Below are 20,886 nucleotides of genomic sequence, written 5' to 3'. Positions count from 1 at the left end.
TTCGTTGAGTGCAGCTCAACGACGTCTTGAGAAGCGGTTCATGAAAACGTTCGACCGAAACATGCTGGCGGACCTGAACGTGTTCCTGACAATCGTGCGCCGCGGCAGCCTTGCCAAAGCGGGCATTGAACTCGGCGTGAGCACGTCCGCCTTGAGCCATCGGCTGCGCAAGCTGGAGTCCGATCTGGGCGTAAGGCTGTTGCATCGCTCCAGCCGTTCCGTCAGGCCGACTGACGCAGGAGCCGCGCTTGCCGCTGAGCTGGAGAATGGATTTCGCACCATCCGCGATGCCTTGACCGGGCTGGAGAACCATCGACGTGTCCCGGTGGGGCGGCTTCGTCTCAACGTTCTCCGTGATGCCGCGCGGCTTGTGCTTGGTCCCGTGCTGCCGCGTTACTGCAAGGAATTTCCGGGCATGTATGTCGACGTAATCGTCGAGGATCGCATGGTCGAGATCATCGCCGAGGGCTTTGACGCCGGTATCCGTTACGGCGATCGCGTGCCGCTGGACATGGTGGGGATAGCGCTGACGAAACCGTTGAAGTGGGTCGTGGTCGGCTCACCCGAACTGATCGCGCGTGCTGGCCGTCCCGATACTCCCGGCGATCTGCTGCAGCTTCCGTGCGTCGAGATGCGCGTCGGCGATAACCGCAACTTCCCGTGGGAATTGGGCAATGGCGATTCGATGATCCGGCTCGATGTCCGCGGGCCGGTATGCGCCAACGAGACGGAACATGCGGTCGACATGGCGCTGCGTGGCGTGGGCTTCGTCTATTGCCTGGAACGGCGGATCGAAGCGGAGGTCGTATCCGGCGCGCTGGAAATCCTGTTGCCGGATTGGGCCTCGGAAGGCCCGCCCTTCACCATCTACTATCCGAGCCGCCGCCAACCGCCGCCCGGTCTGCGCCAGCTCATCGACCTCACGCGCAAGACCGAAAGCCTGCCGCCATTGGCCGCGACCGACGCCTGATGCGCTCGGGCTGGCAGCGTCGCGGCCTCAGATGTCGATGGTTGCGCTGAGCGAGTTTTCCTGGATGAAGTCGCGGCGCGGCTCGACCACATCGCCCATCAGCTTGGTGAAGATGTCGTCGGCCTCATCGACCTCCTTGACCTTCACCTGCAACAGCGAGCGCGCGTCGGTATCTAGCGTGGTCTCCCAGAGCTGCTCCGGGTTCATCTCGCCGAGACCTTTGTAGCGTTGCAGGGTCAGGCCCTTGCGGGCCGTGTTGGTTACGGCTTCGAACAGGTCGACGGGGCCGTAGATGAGTTGCTCGCTGTCCTTGCGGCGCAGCTTGCCGGAGCGGGCATAGACGCTCTGCAGCCGCTCCCGGTATTCGTGGAGCTTGCGGGCGTCGGCCGAACCGAGGAAGGCGTCGTCGATGACGGCGACATCCTTGACGCCGCGTACGGTGCGTTCGAACATGAAGCCCTGGCCTTCGACGAATTGTCCGGCCCAGCCGCGTTCGACTTCTTCGGCCTGATTGTCCAGCCGTCCCGCCATGTATTCTGCCGCGGCAGCGGCGGTTTCGGGATTGCTGTAGATATCCTTGCCGAACAGACCTGCGATGGCAGCCTGCTCGACGACCTTCCGATTGTAGCGGCTATGCAGGTTGCGCAGCACGGCGCGAATGACGCGGGCGTCGTCGATCAGGGAGCGCAGATCGCGGCCCGAGCGTTCCTCGCCGGTGCCAAGCGTGAACACGCAATCGTCGAGCCCGGCCTCGATCAGATAATCTTCCAGCGCGCGCTCGTCCTTCAGATACTGCTCGGACTTGCCGCGCGTGACCTTATAGAGCGGCGGCTGCGCAATATAGAGATAACCGCCGTCGATGATCTCGCGCATCTGGCGATAGAAGAAGGTCAAGAGCAGCGTGCGGATATGGGCGCCGTCGACGTCGGCGTCCGTCATCACGATGATCTTGTGATAGCGCAGCTTGTCGATCGAGAAGTCGTCGCTGATCCCGGTGCCGAGCGCCGTGATCAGCGTACCGATCTGCTCAGAGGACAGCATCTTGTCGGGGCGGACGCGCTCGACATTGAGGATCTTGCCGCGCAGCGGCAGCACCGCCTGGAATTCGCGGTTGCGGCCCTGCTTGGCGCTGCCGCCTGCCGAGTCACCCTCGACGATGAAGAGCTCCGACTTGGCGGGATCCTTCTCCTGGCAGTCGGCCAGTTTGCCCGGCAGCGAGGAGACCGCGAGCGGATTCTTGCGGGTCAGTTCGCGCGCCTTGCGCGCGGCCTCGCGGGCGGCCGCGGCCTGGATCACCTTGCCGACGATGACTTTCGCCTCGCTCGGATGCTCCTCGAACCAGGCGGCAAGGGCCTCGTTGATGACGTTCTCGACAACGGGACGCACTTCCGAGGACACCAGCTTGTCCTTGGTCTGCGACGAGAACTTCGGATCCGGCACTTTCACCGAGAGCACGGCGGTCAGGCCCTCGCGGCAGTCGTCGCCGGTCAGCGTGATCTTTTCCTTTTTCGCGTTGGCCTCGGCATAGCCGTTGACCTGACGCGTCAGCGCGCCGCGGAAGCCGGCCAGATGGGTGCCGCCGTCACGCTGCGGGATGTTGTTGGTGAAGCACAGCACGTTCTCGTGGTAGCTGTCGTTCCACCACAGCGCGGCTTCGACCCCGATGCCGTTCATCTCCGAACGGACCATGATCGGATTGGCGACGACCGCCTTCTTGTTGCGGTCGAGATATTTGACGAATTCCTCGACGCCGCCGACATAGTGCAGTTCCTCGCGCTTCTCGACCGCATGGCGCATGTCCGAGAGCACGATGTTGACGCCGGAATTGAGGAAGGCGAGTTCGCGCAGGCGATGCTCCAGCGTCGCGAAATCATATTCGATGTTCTTGAAGGTCTCGGTGGAGGCGAGGAAGGTGACCTCGGTGCCGCGCTTGCCATTGGCGTCGCCGACCACCTTTAACGGGGCGAGCGAATCGCCATGGGCGAATTCGACAAAATGTTCCTTGTCGTCGCGCCAGACGCGGAGCTTCAACGAACTCGACAGCGCGTTGACGACGGAGACGCCGACGCCGTGCAGGCCGCCCGAAACCTTGTAGGAGTTCTGGTCGAATTTACCACCGGCATGGAGCTGGGTCATGATGACCTCGGCCGCGGAGATGCCTTCGCCCTTGTGGATGCCGACGGGAATACCGCGGCCGTCGTCGCGCACGGTGACGGAATTGTCGGGATTGAGCACGACTTCGACGCGCGTCGCATGGCCCGCGAGCGCTTCGTCGATCGCGTTATCGACGACTTCATAGACCATGTGATGCAGGCCGGAACCGTCATCGGTGTCACCGATATACATGCCCGGCCGCTTGCGCACGGCATCCAGGCCCTTCAAGACCCGGATCGATTCCGCACCATATTCCACGGGAATGGGATGCTCGCTTTCGGCAGGGGTCTGCCGGGCTGGTTCTGTCATGTGAGGCCTTAGGATGTCCCGAATCAGCAGCGCAAAACTGAGGGCTGATTACACTATTTGTGCCACGAAAGATGCATCGCGCCTAGCGCAAAGTCTGTCTCCGCAAGCTGTTGAATAAATAGTATTTTTCTGCCTTTTTTCAAGACGGTTTAAGGCTGTTTCAAAGGCCGCGAAAAAGCGCGATTCGAGGTCCATTGCGAGCGCTCGAGAATCCCGATTTGGATCGCTCGGCGAGCTCCCTCTGGCAGCGCTTCGCGGACCTGCTAGAGAGGGCATCGAAGCAGGCTGACTTCGATGCCTTCTCCTAGTTCCGCGATTTCCGGATTATTTGCCCTTGTCCCTGCCGTCCCAGCTTTATCGGCCCGATATCGATGGCCTCCGCGCCATCGCCGTGATGCTGGTGCTGATCTTTCACGCTTTTCCTGAAGCCGCGCCGGGCGGGTTCGTCGGCGTCGATGTCTTCTTCGTGATTTCCGGCTTTCTGATCACCGGTATCATCGCGCGCGAGCTCGGCGAGCAGCGCTTCAGTCTGGCCGGCTTCTATGCCAGGCGCATCCGGCGGATTTTTCCAGCGCTGATCGTCGTGCTCGCTGTCGCGCTGGTGGCGGGCTGGCTATTGATGCTGCCGTCCGCCTATGTGCAACTGGGCAGCGACGTCTTTGCCAGCGCTGCGTTTCTCGCCAACATCGCGCTATTGCTGCAGTCAGGCTATTTCGACGTCGAATCGGCCAAGAAGCCGCTGCTGCATCTGTGGTCGCTCGGCATCGAGGAGCAGTTCTACCTGTTCTGGCCGCTATTGCTGATCCTGGTGGCGCGGCTGCGGCTGAAACTGTTCTGGATCGCCGCAATCCTCGGCGCCGCCTCCTTCGCCCTCAATCTGGTGCTGATCGGCGCAAACCCGGTCGCAACCTTCTATCTGCCGTTCACGCGCGCCTTCGAATTGCTCGCCGGCGCCTTGCTGGCGCTGGGCTGGAGCCAGACCGGCAAACCGACCGTCGCGAGTGATTGGCGTGCGTTCGCAGGGTTCGCCCTGATCGCGCTCGCGGTCGGCCTGTACGACAGTCACAGCCAGTTTCCGGGTTGGCGCGCGGCGCTGCCGGTAGTTGGGTCCGCGCTGCTGCTGTCGGCTCCCGCTGCCTGGCTCAATCGCAGCCTGCTCGCCAGCCGGCCGATGGTATGGATCGGGCTGATCAGTTATCCGCTGTATCTCTGGCACTGGCCGCTGCTGGTGTTCTTTGCGCTGATCAAGTTCAGTCCGCTGACGCTGCTCGAGCGCGGCCTGATCCTGCTGCTCAGCGTGCTGCTTGCCTGCGCGACCTACCGCTTCATCGAGAAGCCGCTGCGTTTCGGCCGGCCGCAGCCGCGCAAATTGGTTGCGCTGGGTGCCAGCATCGTGCTCATCGCCGCGCTCGGTGGCACTGTCGTTTGGGGGCGTGGCTATGATTTCCGCCTGCCGCCGGAAATCCGCGCCATGGCCGGTGTGTCGACACAATCAGCGCAATGGCGGTACCACCGATGCCTGCTCGATCTCGGCCGCGACACATCGTTCGCAGATGATTGCGTCGATCTGGGCCACCGTCCGCTGGTCGTGATCTGGGGCGACTCGACCGCGGGCGCGCTGTTGCCCGGATTGCGGAAAGTGCAGGAGACGAAGAATTTCGGCATCGCGCAGTTCACCTCGGCATCCTGCGTCCCCATCCTGAATGTCGATGTGCCCGGCACGCCCAACTGCCGCGCGATGAATGACAAGGTGTTCTCACTGATCCGCGATATCAGGCCCGACATCGTGCTGATGCACGGCACCTGGGATCGCTATCCGGACAAGATCGCCGAGACCGCCGCCGCGCTGAAGCGTGAGACCGGCGCGCGCGTGGTCGTGCTCGGTGCGGTGCCGACCTGGCGGCGCGGGCTGCCGAATGAAGTGCTGCGTTATTTCCTGCTTTATCACGACCTGCTCCCGGCGCGCTGGAGCGGCGGCGTGACCAGCGGATGGTTCGACGCGGTGATGCGTGACAAGCTTGCGCCCGCCGGTGCGGACTTCGTCTCCGCCTGGGATGTGCTGTGCAATGGCGAGGGCTGCCTGACCCGGATCGGCGACAGTGCCGGCGATATCACCGCAAGCGACGGCATTCACCTCACCGAGAAGGGTTCGGCCTATCTCGTCGACGCGGTGATTGACCGTGTGCTCGACGGGCGCAAAGCAAGCGATCCGGGAAAGTAGCGTCAGCCGCGGCGGCTGATGCGGCCTGCGTCGACGTCGAAGATCTCGCCATTGGCCCCAATATCGACGAACGCGGCAGGATCGGCGCCGGTCATCCAGACCTGCGCGCCGAGCTTTGCCAACTCGTCGAACAGCGCCTTGCGCCTGTTCGGATCGAGATGCGCCACCACTTCGTCGAGCAACAGCAGCGGCACGATGCCGGTCATCTCGGCGACCAATGTCGCATGTGCCAGCACCAGCCCGATCAGAAGCGCCTTCTGCTCGCCGGTGGAGGCGTCGCGTGCCGGCATGTTCTTCGGCGCGTAGACGACCTGCAGATCGGTCAGATGCGGGCCGTCGAGCGTGCGTCCGGCGGCGGCATCCCGCGCGCGGCTGAGGCGCAGGATCTCCCGGTAGCGGTCCTCGACGGCCGTTGCGGGCTCGCTGAGCAGTGCATTCTCTATCCAGCCGTCGAGCGCGATCTCGGCGGAAGGAAACGCCGAGCCCTGCGCGCGCTCGCGCAGCATCGCCGACAGTCTTGCGGCGGTCTGGCCGCGCGTCGCCGCCACCGCGACCGCAAGCTCTGCGGTCTCGCGTTCGATCGCGCCGCACCAGTGGTCGTCATAATTGCGCACTTCCAGGAGGCGATTGCGCGAGCGCAGCGAGCGCTCCAGCGCCGAGACGCGGCTGGAATGCTCGGAGTCGATCGCAAGCACCAGCCGATCGAAGAACCGCCGTCGCTCGGAGGCCGCGCCCATGAACAAGCCGTCCATCGCAGGCGTGAGCCACACCATGCGCAGATGGTCGCCGAAGGCCGCGGCCGAACCCACCGGCTCGCGATCGATGCGGCAGCGCCGGCTGACGCTCTCGCCCCCTTGCGCGGGCGCTTCGATCCCGGTGCCGAGCGTCGACAGTCCCAGCGCGCCCTCGACCTCGGCGGAGACCGCCCAGGAACCTTCGCCCTGGTTGTCGGCGACGTCTTCCAGCGTCGCGCGGCGCAGGCCCCGCCCCGGCGCCAGAAACGAGATCGCCTCGAGGCAATTGGTCTTGCCGGCACCGTTCGGCCCGACCAGCACCACCACGTCACCACGCGTCGAAACGCTCGCCGCCCGATAATTGCGGAAATGCGTCAGCGACAGCCGATGGATGCGCGAAGGGGTCATGTCGTTCGTCGTCCTTCCCCTCTCCCCTTGTGGGAGAGGGTGGCGCCTCGCGAAGCGAGGCGACGGGTGAGGGGTATCTCACAGCTCGGCAAGCTTTGCGAGAATGTCCTCCAATATCGCGCCGGGTTGCAGCAGCACATCGTTGTTCCAGTAACGTGCGACACGAAAGCCTTCCGCGATGAGGGCGGCTTCTCTCACCGCATCTCGTGTCGATGACGCGTGCTGACTGCCGTCTATTTCGATGACGAGGCGCTTCTCGAAACAGACGAAGTCGAGAATATAGGTCTGAAACGGGACTTGGCGACGAAACTTCAGGTGTGAAAGGCGTCGATCGCGGAGCAATCGCCACATCTTCGCTTCGGCATCGGTCGGCTCCCGCCGCATCTTCTTCGCGAAGGTGCGGATGCGCTTGGCGATCGGCCGATGGTGTGGTGTTTGCGGCGCGAACCCCTCACCCGGCGCCTCACTTCGTGAGGCGCCACCCTCTCCCACAAGGGGAGAGGGTACGTCGGAGCGCGTTTCGCGGGACGAGGTCACACCCGCATGGGCATCAGCACGTACAGCGCGCTCTTGTTGTCCTTGTCCTGCACCAGCGTCGGCGAGCCGGGATCGGCGAGTTTCAGGACTGCGACTTCGCCCTCGATCTGGGCGGCGATGTCGAGCAAATAGCGCGAGTTGAAGCCGATATCGAGTGCGTCGGAGGCGTATTCGACCTCCAGTTCCTCGGTGGCGCTGCCGGAATCCGGGTTTGTCACCGACAGCACGAGCTTGCCTGCCGACAGCGACAGCTTGACCGCGCGGCCGCGCTCGCTGGAGATGGTCGAGACGCGGTCGACGGCGGCTTCAAAATCCTTCTTGTCGACCACCAGTTCCTTGTCGTTGTTCTGCGGGATCACGCGGCCGTAATCGGGGAAGGTGCCGTCGATCAATTTCGAGGTCAGCACCACATTGCCGAGCGTGAAGCGGATCTTGCCCGGCGAGAGCTCGATGGTGATTTCCGCCTCGGTATCCTCGATCAGCCGCTGCACTTCGCCGACGGTCTTGCGCGGCACGATCACGCCGGGCATGCCGGCGGCACCCTTCGGCTGCACCAGGTCGACCTGCGCCAGGCGATGGCCGTCGGTCGCGACGCCGCGGAGCGTCGCCTGTTGGGCGCTGCCCGCCGAATGTAGGTAGATGCCGTTGAGGTAATAGCGTGTCTCTTCGGTCGAGATCGCAAACTGCGTGCGGTCGATCAGGCGCTTGACGCCGGCGGCGGGAAGCGAGAACGAATGCGTCATGTCGCCGGCGGCCAGATCCGGGAAATCGCTCTCCGGCAGCGTTTGCAGGGTGAAGCGCGAGCGGCCGGCCCGGATCGCCAGCACCGAGCGGTCGCCGTCCGCCTCCAGCACGATCTGGGAGCCGTCGGGCAGCTTGCGCACGATGTCGTAGAACATGTGGGCGGGCACCGTCGTCGAGCCGGCGGTGGCGGTTTCCGCGGCCAGCGTCTCCGTCACCTCGAGATCGAGGTCGGTCGCCTTCAGCGAGAGTTTGGCATTTTCGGCGCGGACCAGCACATTGCCGAGGATCGGGATGGTGTTGCGACGTTCGACCACGCGATGCACGTGGCTGAGCGACTTCAGGAGTTGCGCGCGCTCGACGGTGACCTTCATTGCAATACCCGCCAGATCCCTGAGTTGAGCATGGTCTGTCCGAAAACCGGTAACCCACCGTGCTCTGAGATGGAAAGGCCGGGCGGCCATGGGGCGCGCCGCGGCGTTTGAGGCCCGAAAGCCGATCAATCCATGGGATTTGACCAAACCGTCGGGGGGACCGCAAGGTGGCGCGGATAACGCGCGAGCGCAAGGGAGCGGGACGCCGTTCCCCACGTTTTCAGGCATAAAGGTCCCTCCCGCCCCGGAAAACGGGACGGGAGGGAAGAATTCATTCCTGCAATTGGCGCTTCAGGGATTCGACCTCTTCGGAGAGCGAGTTGTCCTTGGCGACCAGTGCTTCGATCTTGCGCACGGCATGGAGCACCGTGGTGTGGTCGCGCCCGCCGAAGCGCCGGCCGATCTCGGGCAGCGAGCGGAGCGTCAGCGTCTTGGCCAGGTACATCGCGACCTGGCGCGGACGCACCACGTTCGCCGTGCGGCGCGAGGACAAGAGGTCGGAACGGCTGACATTGTACTGCCGGGCGACCACGCGCTGGATGTCCTCGATCTTGATGCGCTTCGGCTCCTGCGGGCGGATCAGATCGCGGACCTCGCGCTCGGCCATCTCCAGCGTCACCGGCTGGTTGTTCAGCTTGCTGTGCGCGAGCAGGCGGTTGATCGCGCCCTCGAGGTCGCGGCCATTATGGGTGATGGTGCGCGACAGATAGTCCAGCACCTCGTCCGGCACGTCGAAGCTTGCGTGATGGACGCGGGCCGCGGCCACGCGCGATTTGAGGATGCCGAGGCGCAGCTCCTCGCCGAGCGATCCCATTTCGACCACGAGCCCGCCAGCAAGCCGCGAGCGCACGCGATCGTCGAGGCTTTCCAGATCGGACGGCGGACGATCGGCCGCGATCACGACCTGGCGGCCGGCATCGATCAGCGCATTCAGCGTGTGACAGAACTCGGCCTGAGTCGATTTGCCTTGCAGGAATTGCAGGTCGTCAATCACCAGCACGTCGATGCCGCGCAGCGCTTCCTTGAACGCCAGCGCCGTCTGCGTCTTCAGCGCCGCGACGAACCCGTACATGAATTTTTCCGCGGTGAGATACAGCACCTTGCGCTCGCCACCGGAATTGCCGGCCCAGGTCACTGCCTGCAGAAGATGGGTTTTACCGAGCCCCACGCCGGCATGGATGTAGAGCGGGTTGAACATCACGGGATCGCCGCGACGACCTTCCGCAACCTGGCGCGCCGCCGCATGCGCGAGCGTATTCGAGCGGCCGACCACGAAGCTCGCAAATGTCAGCCGCGGATCGAGCGGTGAACCACCGAGCGCATCGTGGCTCGCCGATACCGGCGCGGTCGCGGTCGAACGCAGTTCGACAGAAGGCCGTCCTTCCGGACGCTCGACGCGGCGCGTTTCTGCCGGCGCGGGAATCTCCTTCACCGTGGCCGAAGGCCGCACTGCCGTGCGCACGGTCAGATCGATGCGATGCACCTCCGGCATCTCGGCCTGCCAGCAGGAGAGCACGCGATCGGCGTAGTGCGCCTGGATCCAGCTCTTCAGGAATCGGGTCGGAACCGACAGGCGGACGCTTTCGTCCTGCACGCCCTCAAGATCCATGCGTGCAAACCAGCTCGTATAGACATCCTCCCCTACGCTCGTCCGCAACCGTCCCTTCACCCGCGACCAGCGATCCTGTTCCGTGTTTGTCATTGCCTGAAGACTTTTCTCAAGAGTAGTGCCGTTGATTGTGAAAGCGCCGTGCATGTTTCTTGCCACGGCGCGACCTCGAGCGAGGCCTTCTGTTCCGGGCACATCTCTCCCGTTCGGCGAAACCGCCGCAGGGCAGATTATGTGCTGGAACAGACGTGCGTTCGCGAGGTCAGCGCGTACTCGAAGGAGTATCTGGAGTTCGCGTGGAGCTGTTTGCGGAAGAGCAATTCAAGGTGTCGAATACGGACTTGTCTGAAATGCGCAATTCGAATGCTGCGATGGTTCCGTAAATCATACTGCCTCCCCCTCTCGCCGCGATTGCGCGCGGCGAGCAATCCGCTCGCAAGTGGTCCAAATTCAGTGTGCCGCTCCCAAACATCGAAATGTCCAGTGCTGCGCCGCCGCGTAGTTCAGTCCTTGTCAACCCATTCACGGGCACCGCGTTCCCCGCTGCTTAAGGCTGCGGCTGTTGCGTGTCTCCCCAGTTCGTCTCTCTCGCAGCGCGGACGCTGCGATCGAGAAATCCAGACACAGAACAACCGTTCTCATATTGCTATGAGTTGCCAACTCAGCTTCGCTTGGAAAGCGTCGCTAACGCGCACACCGCCGCCGATTTGCACGTCCGCCCGTGGGTCTAAGATCGCGCTGATCTTAAGAGCCGTGGGCGCCGCGAACGCATAAACAAATACACCAAGCGCGATTTCTGACAATCCGTTGTTTGTGGCTCGTGAGTTGAGTCTTCGCCGGTGTTGCGGCATTGCAATTGCGAAACCGGAAAGCAAGTTTTTGAATCACCGCGCAGATTCGCGCGTGTCACAAAGCGCGGTGTAACGGAAAAAAAAGTTCATAAAATATTTACGTAGCATCTCGGCGGCGCCATTTTTCAAACAAGTCGGCTTCGCTATGTGGGTAAGTGATTAGCGAGACGAAGTTTTTCGCGATTGCTTTTGGAGGGTAACCCTTCGCGGCTTTTCGCCGAGGAAATGTTTAGTGCTATTCCATTATGTGGCGCGCGCGTGCGTATTTAATCGCGTCGTCGCGTGTGAGGCGCAGCAAGAACTGCAGGTTCGGTAAAACTACGGACGCGCGGAATATGGCACACGCGCTGTCCTGCAACAGCGAGTCACTTCGGGAGCACAGTCGTTCGAAGCTTCGCAAAAGAAAAAGGCCCGGCGTAAAGCCGGGCCCTTGACGAAAGTGTTTTTCCGTCAGCTCACTTCGCCAGCTTGGCGATCTGATGCGTCAGGCGCGAGACTTTGCGGCTCGCAGTATTGCGGTGAACGATGTTGCGCTGTGCGGCCTTCATCAGTTCGGGCTCGGCATGCGCCATCGCCTTCAGCGCTGCATCGCGGTCGCCGCGCTTGATCGCTTCTTCGACCGTGCGAACCGCACCACGCATCTGGGTGCGGCGCGACTTGTTGATGATGGTGCGGCGGGCAATCTTGCGGGTCGCCTTCTTGGCGGAAGTGGTGTTGGCCATGGTCTCAATTGTCCTTCGGCGTTGGTCGCTCTGTTGGTCGGGCTCGAGCGCGCCGGCCGTTGAAATCGCGTGATCTACTCTGCTGTGTTGTCGAGATGTGTTCTTGAGGGAGCCGTGCCCAGAAGCAAAAGTCCCGGCGGCCGCCCGTCCAAAGAACAGCGGCGGCAGGATTGCGCCCGCCGCCATTGCGCGGTCTTATAGAGGGGCCGGCCCCCAGCGTCAACGTTTTCCACCCGGTTCGGAGGGCCGAAACCGGCAGAAAATGGCCGCCAAGGTGCTGAACAGGTTGAATTTCCGCCCTTCCTGCCGTTAATGGGCCTTGGCGCGCTTGGGGCGGACAGGGACTAAGGGTGAGGCATGATCCGCGGGTTTTTTCGGTTAATCGGCCTGCTGCTCCTGGCCGGCGGATTTGTTTTCATGGTCTATGACGGCGCCCGCTTCGTCGCCGATCAGACCCTGCGCTTCACCCGTTTCGGCCAGTTCTGGAACGACATCCACCAGTCCAGCCAGGCGGCCTTCCGTGCCTGGATCGAGCGCACCGCGCCTTTCCTCTGGGACAGCGTGATCAAGATCATCCTCGACCAGCCGGTTTTCGTCGTGCTCGGTGTCGCCGGCATCCTCTTGATGATCCTGTTCCGGCCGCGCAAGCCGCTGATCGGCTACGCGCGCGATTGATCGTAACTTTGCTCCTTCGGGTTGTGGGGACGTAACAGGGCTGCCAGATCGCGCGTAAATACCTATATGAGGGCCTAGCCGGCCGAAGCCGCTCTCGGCTTCAGGCCGATGTGCCCGCCTGGAGGTAATCCATGTTGTTCATGCGCAAGACCACCACGTTGCCGAGTGCAGCCGAAGCGCTGCCGGGACGCGCCACGCCGATCCCGACCGGCACCACCCACTTCGTCAACGGCAGCAAGCTGCAGCCGCCTTATCCTGAAGGTCTGGAGCAGGCGGTGTTCGGGCTCGGCTGCTTCTGGGGCGCCGAGCGCAAATTCTGGGAGCTCGGCGATGGCATCTACACGACCGCCGTTGGCTATGCCGGCGGCTACACGCCGAATCCGACCTATGAGGAGGTTTGCTCCGGTCGTACCGGCCACACCGAAGTGGTGCTGGTCGTGTTCGATCCGAAGAAGATCTCCTACGAGCAACTCCTGAAGACATTCTGGGAAAATCACAACCCGACGCAGGGCATGCGTCAGGGCAACGATGTCGGCACGCAATATCGCTCCGCGATCTACACCTTTGGCGACGCGCAGCGGAAGGCCGCGGAGGCCTCGAAGGCCGCCTATCAGAAAGCGCTTTCGGCCAAGGGCCTCGGTCCGATCACCACCGAGATCGCAAAGGCCGGCGAGTTCTATTTCGCGGAAGACTATCATCAGCAATATCTCGCCAAGAATCCGGCGGGCTATTGCGGCCTTGGCGGCACCGGCGTGTCGTGCCCGATCGGGGTCGGCGTCACCGCCTGATCGCGTTCTCCCTCGCCCCGCAAGAGCGGGGCGAGGGAGTTCTCTCTAACAAACCATTTGTTAACCATAACCGGTGCAAGACTAGGCTGTCTCGCTTTTCAGGGATGGCCAGGGTGCGGGTTGCACGCGCGTTTCGATTGCCGATCACTGCCGTTATGACTGCACTCGTGCTGTCAGGCTGCATGCACGCGAGCGGCCCGGTCGCGGTCGCTCCAGCGCCGGCCGATCTCGACTCCATGGCTTATGGCGGGCCCGCCACCCCTGCGCCGGTCGCAGTCGCCAGCAGCGGCGGTGGCGCCGTCGGCGCGCTTCGCTCCGCCTTTGCCGCTTCACCCCGCGCGGCCTATGCGGCGGCGCCGGTTGCTGCGGTCCGCTACGACTCGGCCTATCATCTCGATGCCGGCGACCGGCTGCGCGTCGTGGTCTACGGCCAGGAGGGGCTCACCAACACCTACGCGATCGATGCTGCCGGCTCGATCACCATGCCGCTCATCGGGCAGGTGCCCGCGCGCGGCAGGACGACGTCGGGGCTCGCAGGCGAGATCGCGGCAAAGCTGCGCAGCGGCTATATCCGCGAGCCTTCGGTCGCCGTCGAGATCGAGGCGTACAGGCCGTTCTTCATCCTGGGCGAAGTCGCCGCGCCCGGACAATATCCGTACGTGCCCAACATGACCGTCGAAAGCGCCGTGGCGATTGCGGGCGGCTTCTCGCCGCGCGCCAAGCGCGACGTGGTGACGCTGACGCATACCGACGCTGGCGGCTCGGGGCGCTACACCGTGCCGCTCGGCACGCCGATGAGTCCCGGCGATACGGTGTTCGTCGGCGAGCGGTGGTTCTAGGCTAGGCGACACTCTCTCCACTCGTCATTCCGGGGCGATGCGAAGCATCGAGCCCGGAATCCATTTCGCCGCCGGCGCCTGCGGCCCGATGGATTCCGGGCTCACGCTGCGCGTGCCCCGGAATGACGGTGGAGAGAGTGCGCTATTTCAAATGCTTCGCGAAGAACGCCAGGCTGCGCGGCCAGGCGATGTCGGCGCTGGCCTTGTCGTAGCTCGCCCGTTCGTCGCAGTGAAAGCCGTGCTGCGCGCCGGGATAGATGTGGATCTCGACCTCGGGTCGCTTGGCCTTGATGGTCTCCACATCGGTCAAAGGAATGCCGCTGTCCTTCTCGCCGAAATGCAGTTGCGTCGGCATTTTCGGCTTGTCGTCGGCAAAGCGGACGATGGCGCCGCCGTAATAGCCGACGGCTGCCTTCAGGCCCGTCAGCTTGGTCGCCGCGACATAGGCGACGCTGCCGCCGAGACAGAAGCCGATGATGCCGACCGGGCCGACGCTCTTCACGGCATCAATCGCAGCCTGCGTGTCGCGCAGTATCGCCGTCCAATCCGGATTGGCGACGAACTTTCGCGCAACGGCGATTTCATCAGGGGAATAGCCGCTCTGGAAATTCGGCTCGCTGCGGTCGAAGATCGAGGGTGCGATCGCGACATAGCCTTCCTGCGCGAGGCGGTCGCAGACCGAGCGGATGTGGTGGTTGACGCCAAAAATCTCCTGGATCACCACGATCGCGCCCTTTGGCGCGCCGGACGGGTCCGCGCGGTAGCCACCGAGCTTGAAGCCGTCCGAAGCCGTCAGCGTGATATCATGTCCCATGGGTCATCCCTTCTCGTTTGAGGGTTGCAATTACCGTTCGCGAAAGAGCAGCGGGTAGATCATGATCCGATTACGGAATCGGATCATGATCTCATCTCTTGTTTGAGCGTGATCTTTTCGGAAAACCGGTTTCCACTTTTCCGGATCATGCTCTACCGCCACATCCAGTTCTGGCCCCAGTCGGCTTTCCAGCCGGCGAGTCGTCCTTTGCGGAACTGCAGAAACAGCCGGTCCTTGTGCGGGAACAGGCCGCTGCCGCCGAGGTCACGGAAGGTGAGATAGATCTCATTGCCGGGACGTCCTTTGAGGTAGGTGAGGGGCGTGCCGAGCGCGCGCGACGTTTCTTCCACGTCCATCCCGAACACCAGCGGCGCGGTGTTCGACAGCGTTGTAACGAAGTAAGATGGCGCAGGAGCAGGACCGCCAAATGGCGGCAGGTGTTGCGCGCAGGCCGGTTCCGCGGCAGCGGCGAGCACGAGCACGAGCAGTGTCGCGGTCATCCTCCTCATGACGCAGCCTTCTGCTCCGACTTGACTTCGAGGCTATCGAGGAACGGCAACACCGCCTCGATGAAGGCTTGCGGCTGATCGATATTGACGGCGTGGCCGGCGGCCGGGATCACGATCTTCTGCGTGCCGGGGATCTTGGCCGCCATGTAGTCGGAGGCGGCGAGGAACGGCGTGTCGTCGGCGCCGACCACGATCAGCGACGGCACCTTGATCTCGGGCAGCGACTCGATCACGCGCGCGTCGCGCTGGGTCAGCATGCCGCGGGCGGCAAGCGCAAGACCAGTGGCATCGCGGTGCGTTACCGTCGAGCGCTCACGGCTGAACGACTTTAAAAGGTCCAGGCCTTCGCGCTCGAACTTCTCTGCGGTGTCGTAAGCGCGCTTGTTCCAGGCATCGCGGGCGTCGTCCTTCTTGAAGCCGGGTCCGGTGTCGATGATCAGGAGCGCGCGCACCCGCTCAGGGTAGGCGCGATAGAATGCAAGCGACATATAGCCGCCGAGCGAGAGCCCGCCGACGATCGCCTTTTCCGCGCCGACCGTATCGAGCAGCGCGGCCATGTCGGCGACCGTCAGGGCTTCGCTATAGGCCGCGGGATCGCTCGGATAGTCCGACTGGCCGTGGCCGCGCATGTCCCACAGCACCAGCCTGTGGCGCTTCGACAGCGCCCCGACCTGGCCCTGCCACATCGCGGAGGTCGATGAATAGCCGTGGGTCAGAAGCAGGGGAGGGCCATCGCCATGGACCTCGTAATAAATCTCGACCCCATCTCGCTTGATTTTCGGCATTGCGTTTCCCCGACCAGATTTTCCGCAGCGATGCTGCGCAATCATCCTAGCGCGATCCGTTCGCGGGTGGGAAATGCAGAAATGGAAGGCCCGATCGTTAAAATTCTAGCATTGGCGCTAGACCCCCGTTCATCACGCCTATTAAGCCGCAGGGAACCCATTCTCCGCTAGCCTGGCTTGTCGATCGTCATTGCGAACGCCCAAGGATTTCATGACAGCGTTAGCCAACAAGACTTCGCTAAGACGCCGCCTGTTGCTGGCGTCGGATCGAGGCGACCAGAGCAGCGAACTGGCGAGGATTTTGCGGTCCGTCGGCGAGGTCGATACCATCTCGACCGCGGAGATTCCCGAGAAGCCCGCGGATAATCTTTCGGGCATCGTGGTCGACATCAACCTGCGCTCGCCCGAGAGCGTGCAACTCGTGCGCAACAAGCTCAGGACGGAAGCCTATCGCGAAATGCCGCGCCTGTTCGTGCTGCAGGATGCATTGCACCACGCGACCATGCAGGCCTGGGCGCTCGGGGCCACCGACACGATCTCGCGTCCGTTCGACGCTGCCGGACTGTTGCAGCGCATTCGCGCCGCGTTTCCGGACGCCGACGGCTACGATGAAACCGATCGCGGCAAGGCGCTGAACCGCGGCGTCGAGGCGGCGCACGCGGTCATGGTCAAGATGTTCGAAAAGCTGCCGGCCGGCGTGCCCCTGCAATTCAGCGACATCGTCGCCGCCGAGCGCAAGATCCTGAAGGCGATCAAGCACTCATCCTTGCGCGAATGGCTGACCATGGTCGGCTGCCATCACACCGACACCTATCGTCATTGCCTGTTCGTGACCGGCTTTGCGGTGGCGTTCGCGCAGCACCTCGGCATGCGAGAGGACGACCAGCGCCGCCTCGCCCGCGCGGCGCTCTTGCACGATGTCGGCAAGGCGTTCATCCCGACCTCGATCCTGGACAAGCCGACCGAATTGACCGCGGACGAGATGGCCGAGATGCGCGAGCATCCGCGGCGCGGCTACGAGGCGCTCATGGTCCAAGGCGGCTTTCCGCCTGAAATGCTCGACGTGGTGCTGCACCATCACGAGATGCTGGACGGCTCCGGCTATCCGAATGGCCTCCACGGCGGCCAGATCAGCGACATCGTGCGGGTCACCACCATCGTCGATATCTATGCCGCGCTGGTGGAGAGGCGCGCCTACCGGCTGCAGTTCACCCACGCCAAGGCGTTCGCGATCATGGAAGATATGGGCGCCAAGCTCGACCAGCAATTGCTGCAGGCGTTCCGCCCGGTCGCGTTCGGGCATTATTGATTCGGACTGCGCCGCCCGTGATTGCGAGGAGCCAACGGGTCCCGCCTCTGGCGGGCCCGATGACAGGCTCCACGACGAAGCGATCCATGCTTCCGCAAGCGGCACCATGGATTGCTTCGCTTCGCTCGCAATGACGTGGAGAGGCGTAGCTCCGGAAATGACGCGTCCGCGTGTCACTCCAGCAGCTTGCGCAATTCCGCCTTCGCGACCTTCTCCAGCGTCGAGCGCGGCATGTCGTCGACGAAGCGGATTTCGCGCGGCACCTTGAAGTCGGCGAGCGCGTTGCGGCAGGCGGCCATGACATCGTCGTGCAGGCCTGCGGGTGCGACGCCGCCTTGCGGAATGATGAAGACCACCGGCACCTCCTCGAGCATCGGGTGCTTCTTTGCAACCACCGCCGCCTCGCGCACGCCTGCGACCACCGCGATCACCTGTTCGATCTCGGACGCCGCGACGTTCTCGCCGCCGACCTTCAGCATGTCCTTGGCGCGGTCGCCGAACTTGACGAAGCCGTGTTCGAGCAACGTGACGCGGTCGCCGGTCAGGAAATAGCCGTGCTCGTCGAAGCTTTCCTGGGTAGCCTTTTCGTTGTGCAGATATTCCTTGAACAGCGACAATCCGGGAATGCCCTTGATCGAGAGATTGCCGGTGCCGCCGACTTCCGTCGCCGAGCCGTCATCATTGGTGATCCGGATCGAGTATTCGCTCGCCGCGCGGCCGATCGACATCGGCGCGTTCGGCTGGTCGACCTCGCCGACGATGCCGTGGGTGATGGTCTCCGTCATGCCCCACCAGCCGATGGTCCTGACGCCGAACGCGGCAAAGGCCGGCGGCTCGCACACGGCCGTGCCCCAGAGCCGGAACTTGTGGTTCTTCGGGATCTCGTGCTCCACCAGCGCCTTCATGCAGAATGGGATGGTCGAGGTCCAGGTGCAGCCATGCTCCAGCGCGACGCCCCAGAACCGGCTTGCGGAAAAGCGCGGCTGGATCACACAGGAGGCACCGACCCAGAGCGTCGCCAGCATCGAATAGGCCAGCGCATTGGTGTGGAACAGTGGCAGGTAGGTCTGGTGCACATCGCCGGCATGCAGGTCTTCGTGCGCGGCATTGACCTTGGCGCCCCACAGCGCATTGGCATGGGTCCACAACACCGCCTTCGGGCGCGATGTCGTGCCGGACGTGTATTGCACGCTGCAGGGGGCGAGCGGGTCGGTGGCGCGGCGCGGCCGGTCGGCGCTGTCGGCGAACAGCGCTTCAAAACTGTCGCTACGTGAGGTGGCCTGTGCCGGCGCGGCGCCGGCGTTATGCGAGATCACGGCGATCCAGCGCAGCTCGCGGCAATTGGCCGCGATCAGTTCCGCGTAGGCCGGCTGGGTGATGGCGGCGACCGCGCCGCAATGCCCGGCGAAATATTCCATCTCGGCGGCGGCCGAGCGCGTGTTGGTGGTGACCGCGATCGCGCCAAGTTCGACGCAGGCGAACCAGGCAAGCATCGCCTCGATGCAATTGTCGAGATGGATCAGCACATATTCGCCGGGCCTGATGCCGCGTCTCGCAAGTCCTGCGGCCAGCGCGCCGACGCGCTCGTGAAATTCGCCATAGGTCCATTTTCGCGCCGGCGCCTCGAACGGCGCCCAGATCAGAAACGGGTGATCGCGCCGGACCTCGGCGCGCATCCGAAGCAGCCACGGCACGTCGAGGCCTGCGAACGGTCCCACGATCCCAGGTGCTGCCTGTGAATTGGTCATGCTTCCTCCCGTGCAACCTTGCCGGCTGCTTTCGTCGTGCTTGTTCGGAGGACAGTTTTGCCACTGGATTCCGGCGCGATCAAATCGCGCTATTTCTCCCGTCATGGCCGGGCTTGACCCGGCCATCCACGAAACCGCGGCAAGCAAGACGTGGATGCCCGGGTCAAGCCCGGGCATGACGACTGAGGGCGTGCTCGGAAAGGTGCGCTTACTTCGCGCTTACTTGCCGCCATCCTCATACGACGAAATCTCGATCAGGCTGCCGTCGGGATCGCGGCAATAGACCGAGCGCAGCATGCCGCGCGCGCCATGCCTGGGCACCGGGCCTTCCTCGATCCTGACGCCGTTGGCCTTCAGATGCGCGACCACCTGATCGGGCGTGCTGGAGGTGAGGAAGCAGAGGTCCTCGCTGCCGGGCGTCTCGTGGTCGGCCGTGAACCACTCGATCTTGGAGGCATCGCGCGGCCGCACATTGATCTTCTGGTTGCCGAACTCCAGCGATGTCCGTGGCGCCTTGCCTTCGCCGGGATCGAACACCTTGACCTCCATGCCGAGGATCCTGCTGTACCATTCGGTGGATCGCGCCACGTCGGACACGTTGATCACGAGATGGTCGAGCGCGTTCACCTTGACGGCCATGGCCTCATCCTTTCGTCGCGGTCCAGCGCGCAGGCCGCGCACTGGCTGTCCAGTGCGTAGTTTGTTACAACGCGCGCCGTCACTAATTCAATAGAAACGGACCGGAGTGTGAACCCGGCCATATCGGAGGAAACTACATGATTTCACGCCGTACTGCGCTTGGCCTGATCGGTTCCGGGATTTCGACATTTGCGATCGGCCGCGCTTCGGCAGCGGCGGACTATCCGGCTCGGCCGGTCCGCTGGATCGTGGGCTATCCGCCGGGCGGCGCCACCGATATCCTCGCGCGCCTGATCGGGCAGCGGCTGTCGGAAAAGCTCGGACAGCAATTCGTGGTCGAGAACAAGCCCGGCGCCGGCAACAATATCGGCACGGAGGCGGCGATCAACGCCGAGCCGGACGGCTACACCGTGCTGCTGGTCAATCCCGCGAACTACATCAACGCCACGCTGTATGCGAATTTGAAGTTCAATTTCGTTCGCGACATCGCGCCGGTCGCCTCGTTCCAGCGGGTGCCGAACGTGATGACCGTCAACAAGGATGTCCCGGCCAAAAACGTCGCCGAGTTCATCGCATATGTGAAGGCCAATCCCGGCAAGGTGAACATGGCCTCATCAGGCAATGGCACTTCGGTACATCTCTCCGGCGAGATGTTCATGGCGATGAGCGGCGCCAAGATGCAGCACGTGCCCTATCGCGGCGCGGCGCCGGCCATCACCGACCTCCTTGCCGGTCAAGTGCACGTGATCTTCGACAACATGCCCTCGGTCATCCAGCATATCCGCTCCGGCTCATTGCGGGCGCTCGGCGTCACCACGGCGGAGCGTTCATCGCAACTGCCCGACGTGCAGGCCATCAGCGAGACCGTGAAGGGCTATGAGGCGAGCGCCTTGTTCGGCATGGGCGCGCCAAAGAACACACCGAAGGAGATCATCGCCAAGCTCAACAGCGAGATCAACGCTGTGATGGCCGAGCCGGCGATGAAAACACGTTTGATTGAACTGGGCGGCGAGCCGCGCATCCAGACGCCGGAGGCGTTCGGCGCGGAGATCGTCGCCGAGACCGAAAAGTGGAGGAAAGTCGTCGAGGGCGCCGGGCTCAAGGTGGAATAGGACACAAGCGCGCACCAGCCAGAACCTTCCTGCGGCAA

The 20,886-nt window shown here is 63.4% G+C and carries 18 protein-coding genes; 7 read left to right on the top strand and 11 right to left on the bottom strand.

Features of this window, described 5'->3' with window-relative positions; translation table 11 throughout:
- The first annotated feature begins 40 nt into the window (after positions 1-40).
- Positions 41-970, top strand: a complete 930-nt coding sequence (locus AC5ZG5_RS27325; RefSeq protein ID WP_456644251.1) for a LysR family transcriptional regulator — start codon at positions 41-43, stop codon at positions 968-970.
- A 27-nt stretch (positions 971-997) separates the two neighbouring features.
- On the opposite strand, the gene gyrB is transcribed toward AC5ZG5_RS27325, so the two are convergent.
- Positions 998-3,433: a DNA topoisomerase (ATP-hydrolyzing) subunit B gene (gene gyrB, locus AC5ZG5_RS27320; RefSeq protein WP_456644252.1), complete on the bottom strand. Its 2,436-nt coding sequence runs from the start codon at positions 3,431-3,433 to the stop codon at positions 998-1,000.
- Between the two features lie 334 nt (positions 3,434-3,767).
- On the opposite strand from gyrB, the gene AC5ZG5_RS27315 reads away from it, so the two are divergent.
- Positions 3,768-5,654: an acyltransferase family protein gene (locus AC5ZG5_RS27315; protein ID WP_456644253.1), complete on the top strand. Its 1,887-nt coding sequence runs from the start codon at positions 3,768-3,770 to the stop codon at positions 5,652-5,654.
- 2 nt (positions 5,655-5,656) lie between these two features.
- Here the strand turns inward: AC5ZG5_RS27315 and recF are convergent, their stop codons facing one another.
- From recF to rpsT, 5 genes are all read right to left on the bottom strand, one after another.
- Complete coding sequence (gene recF, locus AC5ZG5_RS27310) at positions 5,657-6,796, bottom strand: DNA replication/repair protein RecF (protein WP_456644254.1); 1,140 nt, start codon at positions 6,794-6,796, stop codon at positions 5,657-5,659.
- Positions 6,797-6,874: 78 nt separating this feature from the next.
- Positions 6,875-7,180, bottom strand: a complete 306-nt coding sequence (locus AC5ZG5_RS27305; RefSeq protein ID WP_130229517.1) for an endonuclease domain-containing protein — start codon at positions 7,178-7,180, stop codon at positions 6,875-6,877.
- A gap of 149 nt (positions 7,181-7,329) precedes the next feature.
- Positions 7,330-8,448, bottom strand: a complete 1,119-nt coding sequence (dnaN, locus tag AC5ZG5_RS27300; protein WP_456644255.1) for a DNA polymerase III subunit beta — start codon at positions 8,446-8,448, stop codon at positions 7,330-7,332.
- Between the two features lie 271 nt (positions 8,449-8,719).
- The gene (dnaA, locus tag AC5ZG5_RS27295; RefSeq protein ID WP_208823488.1) at positions 8,720-10,150 is read right to left on the bottom strand and encodes a chromosomal replication initiator protein DnaA; all 1,431 of its coding nucleotides are present in this window, start codon (positions 10,148-10,150) and stop codon (positions 8,720-8,722) included.
- A gap of 1,213 nt (positions 10,151-11,363) precedes the next feature.
- A complete protein-coding gene (rpsT, locus tag AC5ZG5_RS27290) occupies positions 11,364-11,630 on the bottom strand; it encodes a 30S ribosomal protein S20 (RefSeq protein WP_456644256.1) in 267 nt (88 codons plus the stop codon).
- A gap of 357 nt (positions 11,631-11,987) precedes the next feature.
- On the opposite strand from rpsT, the gene AC5ZG5_RS27285 reads away from it, so the two are divergent.
- From AC5ZG5_RS27285 to AC5ZG5_RS27275, 3 genes are all read left to right on the top strand, one after another.
- Positions 11,988-12,305: a hypothetical protein gene (locus AC5ZG5_RS27285; RefSeq protein ID WP_028162523.1), complete on the top strand. Its 318-nt coding sequence runs from the start codon at positions 11,988-11,990 to the stop codon at positions 12,303-12,305.
- A gap of 131 nt (positions 12,306-12,436) precedes the next feature.
- On the top strand, positions 12,437-13,093 hold the full coding sequence (msrA, locus tag AC5ZG5_RS27280; protein WP_456644257.1) for a peptide-methionine (S)-S-oxide reductase MsrA: 657 nt from the start codon (positions 12,437-12,439) through the stop codon (positions 13,091-13,093).
- Between the two features lie 155 nt (positions 13,094-13,248).
- A complete protein-coding gene (locus tag AC5ZG5_RS27275; RefSeq protein WP_456644258.1) occupies positions 13,249-13,932 on the top strand; it encodes a polysaccharide biosynthesis/export family protein in 684 nt (227 codons plus the stop codon).
- A gap of 142 nt (positions 13,933-14,074) precedes the next feature.
- On the opposite strand, the gene AC5ZG5_RS27270 is transcribed toward AC5ZG5_RS27275, so the two are convergent.
- The 3 genes from AC5ZG5_RS27270 to AC5ZG5_RS27260 all read right to left on the bottom strand — a co-directional run bounded on the left by AC5ZG5_RS27270 (position 14,075) and on the right by AC5ZG5_RS27260 (position 16,040).
- Entirely contained in the window at positions 14,075-14,746 is a 672-nt protein-coding gene (locus AC5ZG5_RS27270) for a dienelactone hydrolase family protein (protein ID WP_456644259.1), read from the bottom strand.
- Positions 14,747-14,898: 152 nt separating this feature from the next.
- Positions 14,899-15,255, bottom strand: coding sequence for a hypothetical protein (locus tag AC5ZG5_RS27265; RefSeq protein WP_456644260.1), 357 nt, complete (start codon positions 15,253-15,255; stop codon positions 14,899-14,901).
- Positions 15,252-16,040 carry an alpha/beta fold hydrolase gene (locus AC5ZG5_RS27260; RefSeq protein ID WP_456644261.1) on the bottom strand — a complete coding sequence of 263 codons (789 nt, stop codon included), beginning with the start codon at positions 16,038-16,040 and terminating at the stop codon, positions 15,252-15,254. Before AC5ZG5_RS27260 ends, AC5ZG5_RS27265 begins: the two co-directional genes overlap by 4 nt.
- 211 nt (positions 16,041-16,251) lie before the next feature.
- Between AC5ZG5_RS27260 and AC5ZG5_RS27255 the strand changes: the two genes are divergently transcribed.
- Positions 16,252-17,349: an HD-GYP domain-containing protein gene (locus AC5ZG5_RS27255; RefSeq protein WP_456644262.1), complete on the top strand. Its 1,098-nt coding sequence runs from the start codon at positions 16,252-16,254 to the stop codon at positions 17,347-17,349.
- A 173-nt stretch (positions 17,350-17,522) separates the two neighbouring features.
- Here AC5ZG5_RS27255 and AC5ZG5_RS27250 read toward each other — a convergent pair whose 3' ends face one another.
- Together AC5ZG5_RS27250 and AC5ZG5_RS27245 are read right to left on the bottom strand one after the other, a co-directional pair.
- On the bottom strand, positions 17,523-19,097 hold the full coding sequence (locus tag AC5ZG5_RS27250) for an AMP-binding protein (protein ID WP_456644263.1): 1,575 nt from the start codon (positions 19,095-19,097) through the stop codon (positions 17,523-17,525).
- Between the two features lie 219 nt (positions 19,098-19,316).
- Positions 19,317-19,736, bottom strand: coding sequence for a VOC family protein (locus tag AC5ZG5_RS27245; protein WP_456644264.1), 420 nt, complete (start codon positions 19,734-19,736; stop codon positions 19,317-19,319).
- Between the two features lie 137 nt (positions 19,737-19,873).
- Between AC5ZG5_RS27245 and AC5ZG5_RS27240 the strand changes: the two genes are divergently transcribed.
- Positions 19,874-20,848, top strand: coding sequence for a Bug family tripartite tricarboxylate transporter substrate binding protein (locus AC5ZG5_RS27240; protein ID WP_456644265.1), 975 nt, complete (start codon positions 19,874-19,876; stop codon positions 20,846-20,848).
- Positions 20,849-20,886: the final 38 nt, after the last annotated feature.

It is taken from the genome of Bradyrhizobium sp. Ses1 (assembly GCF_059512365.1).
Note: the sequence above shows the minus strand (reverse complement) of the source record. Positions and strands in the feature narration are given on the sequence as shown.